Source organism: Clostridium sp. (assembly GCF_040797585.1).
In the GTDB taxonomy this organism is placed as follows: Bacteria; Bacillota; Clostridia; order Clostridiales; family Clostridiaceae; genus Clostridium_Z.
Genome location: NZ_JBFNEO010000177.1, coordinates 1 through 6,107 on the forward strand (window position 1 = coordinate 1; position 6,107 = coordinate 6,107).

Below are 6,107 nucleotides of genomic sequence, written 5' to 3' on the forward strand. Positions count from 1 at the left end.
TTAACTCATGTATAAACTATAGAGAATCCACTCTATAGAAATTTACTTATGAGGATGTGATAATATGGAAAATGCTTTAAGTTATGACTCACTTCTAATTCTTAGCTTATTTGCTTTTGTTACCCCGTTCTTTGTAAAAGGACTTAAAAAAATTAAGATTCCCTATCAAGTTGGAGAAATATTTGTAGGAATATTAATAGGAAAAAGTGGCTTAAATCTTATAAGCAGTGATGTTTGGATTATATTCTTATCTGAACTTGGTCTTGCTTATTTGATATTTTTAAGTGGTCTTGAAATAGATTTTTCTAATACTATGAAAAAAGATTCTAGTGATTCTAAGAAAAACAATCAGGGTATAATCATAACTATTATGTTTTTACTCTCTGTAATGATTTCTTATTTACTTATCGGCACCCTAAATATACTAGGCTTAGAGAATGGTAAACTTTTCTTCACCTTACTATTTACAGCTGCTGCTCCTGGGCTTATGGTTCCTTACTTAAAATCTAAAGAAATATTAAATACAGCTTTTGGACAAAGCCTTTTAATATTTTCTTTAATATGTGAATTTGTATGTTTAATAGGTTTATCTATTATAGCTTCAACTAATAAATATGGATTTAGCTATAGAAGTTTCTTATTTATTCTATTATTTGTGGCTGCCTTTTTAATTTATATAATTAGTAAAAAGTTTCATAATAGGTTTACCCTATGGGCTATGCACTTTAAAAATTTACATATAGGTGTACGTGCTGCTTTTGCTCTTATGTTAATATTGGTTACCATATCTCATAAGATTGGAAGTGAAATAATCCTTGGCTCCTTCTTAGCTGGAGTTATATTCTCTCTGCTTTCTGGAAAGGCGAAGGAAGAACTTACCCATAAACTTGATATTATAGGTTATGGTTTCTTAATACCAATTTTCTTTATAATGGTTGGGGTAGATCTTGATTTAAAAGTAGTATTTAATAATCCTTATGCACTAACTAAGATTCCTTTTATAATTTTAACATTTTTATTAGTTAAACTTATACCTAGCATTCTTTTAAAATCTGCTTTTGGTCTTAAAAAATCCTTAGCTGGTGGGTTTATCTTATCAGCTCAACTTAGTCTTATAGTAGTAGGATCTCAAATGGCTCTAGATCTTGGTTTTATAGATGAAGCTACTTATGGAGCATTTGTATTATCCACTGTAGTATCATGTGTTATCTTCCCTATAGTATTTGAATATATTTTAAAAGATGAAATTCTCAATGATAATAGTAATAAAAAATCTATTGATAAACTTATAATTAGGGAAGCTATGGTTTTAAATGATAATTATATAAATAAAAAATTAAAGGATATAAAACTTCCTCGTGAATGTAGAATATTCCTTATAGAAAGAAATGAAGAAGAAATACTTCCAGATGGGGAAACAATACTTCTTAATGGAGATATGATACTCCTAGCTGGAATTAGTCCAAATGTTGAAGAAGTTGTAGATGTGCTAACCCTTGAAGAAATCCATAGTTAATACTACATTAATTAAAATGAATCATTAGCTAAATATTTTATAAATTGTTATTAATAAAGTACCCACTATGATTTTACTACATTTAATAAAATCACAGTGGGTTTCTTATCTTTATTCTACTATGTTTTGAATCGATTTATGACTTAAAAATTAGCATGTGAACCCTATAGTATTGAAATATAGCAATATATTAATTTAATTTTAAGATTTATCTGATGGCTAGCAACTGTAACAACCCCATCCTCTTAAAAGGTGGGGATTAACAGTTACTACGCCCCTAGATTAACTCATCTAACTTTTAGATGGTTGAAAAAACACCATCTAAAAGAAGATTCGTTCTATTTTATTACATATAACTTTAATTACCGCTTATAACTACATTCCTTATTCTTATCCAAGGAAGTAGATTCTTTCCGTCATTTATTCTCTCTAAGGATATGTTCTCTATATCATTGAACATGTCATAAAGATTTCCTGATATCATAACCTCCACTAAAGGATCTTTTTTCTCTCCATCCTCTATATAATAACATCCCTTGGCAACCCCTGAAATATCTCCGTTAGCTGCTGGGTTTCCTCCTGAGAATCTATCAAAGATAATCCCTTTATTAGTTTCCTTTATTATATCTTCTAAAGACTTATCTCCACTTTCAACTACAAAACTATTTGCAATAGGATTTAAAGGCTTATTTGTCTTTTTAGCTCCATATACACTTAGAAAATATGATTTTAATATTCCATTTTCAATTATATCTGTATCTTTTGTCTTTAATCCATCAGATGTTATAAAATCTTTATCTATAATCTCCTCCCCAGTTACTACAGCTCTTAATGTAAATTTCTCACTGGTTACTTTTTCATTAAGCTTATCTCTTAATCTACTACTTCCTGTTATTAGAGGATCCTCACCTAAGAATATGGTCCTATAGTAATATAAAAACTCTGAAACCACACTTGGAGTTAAAATTATATCTCCCTTAAACTTTTCCCCTAACTTTCTTACATTTACTTGTTCTACACTTTCTCTAAGCTTATTTTCTAGATTTTTATAGTTCATTAAATCTTTAGGTACTTCCTCAAAGGAATATTCAACACCATTAAAAGATGAACTCTTTTCACCTATCTTTGCTGAGAATCCCATACTTAGATTATATATTCCCTTATTAATTTTAAAATCCACTCCATTAGAATTCATAAAATAAGTCTCTTTTCTATTAAAGCATATATTAGAGTCATCAGTTATTAATATCTCTGGATACTTTATCCTTAAATCTTTTAAAAATCTTTCTATGGTCTCTATGATACTATTTAAATTTCCCTCTTTTTCTCCTAAATTAAATTCTTCTTTTTCTTGAAATTTAGCTATATCATTTGCCTCATCTGATTCAGAGGAATTACACATATCTACAAGCTCTTTAACTTTCTCCTCTATATAATATTCTTCAAAATTATTGATACCTATCTGTGCCTTTTTATTGTCCTTTATAATCTTAATATCCATAATTTCATTCATAGTACTCCTAAGGAGAGAAAAGTCCTTATTGGAAAAATTAAGCTCATCCTTACTACTTTCTGAAAATATAATATTATATTTGTCTATATCATATTCTTTTAACTTAGAAATACAAAAATTTATTAATTCTCTACCACCCATATTATCTTCCCCCTACATTTATCTTGCACTTTATTGATGGTCCTCCCATGCCTACAGTTATAACCTGTTTCTTACCACAAAATCCTCCACTACTCCAATTAAATTCATCTGAAATCATAGTTACTGTCTTTAACATATCAAATGCCACACCTGATATGGTGGTGTCTCTTATACCACGTCCTAGCTTTCCATTTTTTATTTCATAGCCAAAACATACTCCAAACATAAACTCTCCAGTGGTATCTGCCTGTCCATTATTAGTTCTTGAAAAATAATAACCATCTTCTATAGAGGATATCATATCTTCTAACTTATCCTTTCCTGGAAGAATACAAGTATTCCTCATTCTAACTAAAGGTTCATCTGAAAATTCGAAGGCTCTAGCATTACCCGTAGGTTTTACAGTAAATAAACTAGCCGTTTCTTTATTATGCATATAAGATTTTAATATTCCATTTTCTATAACTGTTACATCTTCTGCCTTTGTACCTTCATCATCTATATATATAGGTACAGGACATGTTTTTCCAAAAGAACTATGAGCAAAGTCCACTAAATTAACTATTGGACTTGCAACTTCCTTATTTAAATATTCAGAAGCTACTGATCCTCCAATAACTATATCAGCTTCTACTGTATGTCCTACAGCTTCATGGGCTAACATACCTGATATTTCTGATGAAATTATACATTCCTTAATTCCAGCCTCAGCATATATTCCATTACACTTGTCCACAAGTCTTTCATAGACTCTATCTATCTTGTCATAAACATCTTTAGGCTCTTTAAAATTATCTTCAAATTCTCCAAGACCCCCTAAGAGATCAAAAAGTTCTACTGAATTCCCTTCCTTATCTTCACATTCTAAGGTTATATACATATTGGATCTTGGTAGGAAAGAATACAATTCTCCTCCAGTAGAAGTAAGTAAATTTTTCTCCATATTTAAACAATTTATATATATTCCCGAACTCTTTAAATTCTTGTACTTAGTTCTAGTATAGTTATCTAAATCTCTAAGAAAATCTATAAGCTCCCTTTGAGTATTTTTACTCTTAGTTGTAGCAAAGCTTTTATTATAATTACAGTTGTCTTCATAAATAGTAATAGGTTGTTTTTTGCTTCTTTTTCCTAATAATTCACTATTATGTTTTGCCCTTAAAAGCACACTTCTTACTTCATCATCACTTACCCTAGAGCTTGAAGCAAATCCCCATGCTCCATTATTCACTCTAGCACTAACCCCTCTTAATGAAGACTTAGAATTTGCTACTATATCTCCATTTAATATACCTACATTAACTTTAGAATTTTCTTGAATTCTTAATTCTGTATGTCCGCTTAATAAATCTTTATACTTATTTAAACTTAATTGGACCATTTATTTGCCCCCTTTTCACAAACTTATTTTTCTAACCTACACTAAAATCTAAAATATGATTCTAGTTTTTATCTGATGACTACTATCTTGTAACCCACCAGGATATCAGTTGCTATGCCCCTAGATTAACTCATCTTACATTCAGATGGTAGGCCTTCTGTATCTAAGATTTAATATTTAAAACTCATCATTTAATTTATTTATTTTTATCACCTAGTATTCCTTAAATGTAAATTTAAAATCAGCTCTTTAAATATGAAAAATAGAATCATATAAACATAATTCTATTTTTTTACATATTATCCTTTAATTTTATTAATAATCTTATAAATTGAAATAATATATCTTCAATATTAGATATATTATTCAAGGATATATACACTAAAATACAACCATGCTATAGTAAAGTTTTCTTAAAAAATATTTTATATTCATTATCCTTATGATAATTTGTTACTTATATACTTATAATATTAAATTATTATATTTTACTTAAAAAAGAAGTATTAGTTATAGAAAACATTCTTAAATAAGTTTATCCTGTAATTATTTAAATGTTTTCAGTACTTAATTTAAATAAAATAGATAACCTTAATGCTAAAATCCTTTAAATAGTTAATTTAAAAATACACAAAAATGTACTTAATCCATAACACCTTAGGGATTATAACTTCTATACTATTAGATATATAATATTTATAAAGAATAAAATATATTATTTTATGAAGAGAGGTTGAAATTATGAAAAACTTAATAATCAGATCTGCTGAAGGAGAGGACGCCGCCAGTATTGCCAAACTCCTATATAGTACTGAAGATAATCCAGCACTAGAATGGGGGCAAGGCAGTAAATCAGAAATACTCGAGAGGCTTGAAACTTTAGTTAAAGATCCAAATAATCGTTATAGCTATAAATACGCTAAAGTAGCCATTTATGAGGATAAGGTTTGTGGTGTTATATTAGCATTTCCTGCTTATAAGTTTAATGAGTTAAATAAAAGCTCAAGTAAATTATTATTATCAATGCAAAAAGGATTAAAAAACAAAGTTCTTTATTTCTTTGATACTATTATAGGAAGGTTAATAAAGGAATGTGAAATTGGAGAGTTCTATATTTCCAATATAGCTACTGATGAAAATCATAGAGGTATGGGAATGGGAAGAATACTTATGGAAGAAGGAGAGAAGCTTGCAAAAACTTATAAGTTAAATAAGTGTTCTTTACTTGCAAAAGATAAGTTTGTTATGAAGTTTTATAATAAGCTTAATTATGAATTTATTAAAACAGAAAGTTTGTTAAATATATGTAGTTATAATAAAATGGTTAAAATAGTTTAAATATTAAAAGGTTAGAGTTTATTAATAGCTCTAACCTCTTTTACTATAATATATTAATTTTAAATACTATATTCTATAAATATAAGATTCATTCTTTTAACTATAAACTAAGTATTATACTTTTATATAAAATAAAAAAGCTTAGCAAATTTGCTAAGCTTTTTTGGTGGCTCGAGCAGGAATCGAACCAGCGACACGAGGATTTTCAGTCCTCTGCT

The 6,107-nt window shown here is 28.3% G+C and carries 4 protein-coding genes; 2 read left to right on the plus strand and 2 right to left on the minus strand.

The window, feature by feature from the left end; all coding sequences use genetic code 11:
* Positions 1-64 precede the first annotated feature (64 nt).
* Complete coding sequence (locus AB2369_RS10640; RefSeq protein ID WP_367666458.1) at positions 65-1,516, plus strand: cation:proton antiporter; 1,452 nt, start codon at positions 65-67, stop codon at positions 1,514-1,516.
* 358 nt (positions 1,517-1,874) lie between these two features.
* Here the strand turns inward: AB2369_RS10640 and AB2369_RS10645 are convergent, their stop codons facing one another.
* Both AB2369_RS10645 and AB2369_RS10650 read right to left on the minus strand, forming a co-directional pair.
* Positions 1,875-3,170, minus strand: coding sequence for a TldD/PmbA family protein (locus AB2369_RS10645; protein WP_367666459.1), 1,296 nt, complete (start codon positions 3,168-3,170; stop codon positions 1,875-1,877).
* Position 3,171: 1 nt separating this feature from the next.
* Entirely contained in the window at positions 3,172-4,551 is a 1,380-nt protein-coding gene (locus AB2369_RS10650; RefSeq protein ID WP_367666460.1) for a TldD/PmbA family protein, read from the minus strand.
* A 741-nt stretch (positions 4,552-5,292) separates the two neighbouring features.
* Between AB2369_RS10650 and AB2369_RS10655 the strand changes: the two genes are divergently transcribed.
* On the plus strand, positions 5,293-5,889 hold the full coding sequence (locus AB2369_RS10655; RefSeq protein ID WP_367666461.1) for a GNAT family N-acetyltransferase: 597 nt from the start codon (positions 5,293-5,295) through the stop codon (positions 5,887-5,889).
* Positions 5,890-6,107: the final 218 nt, after the last annotated feature.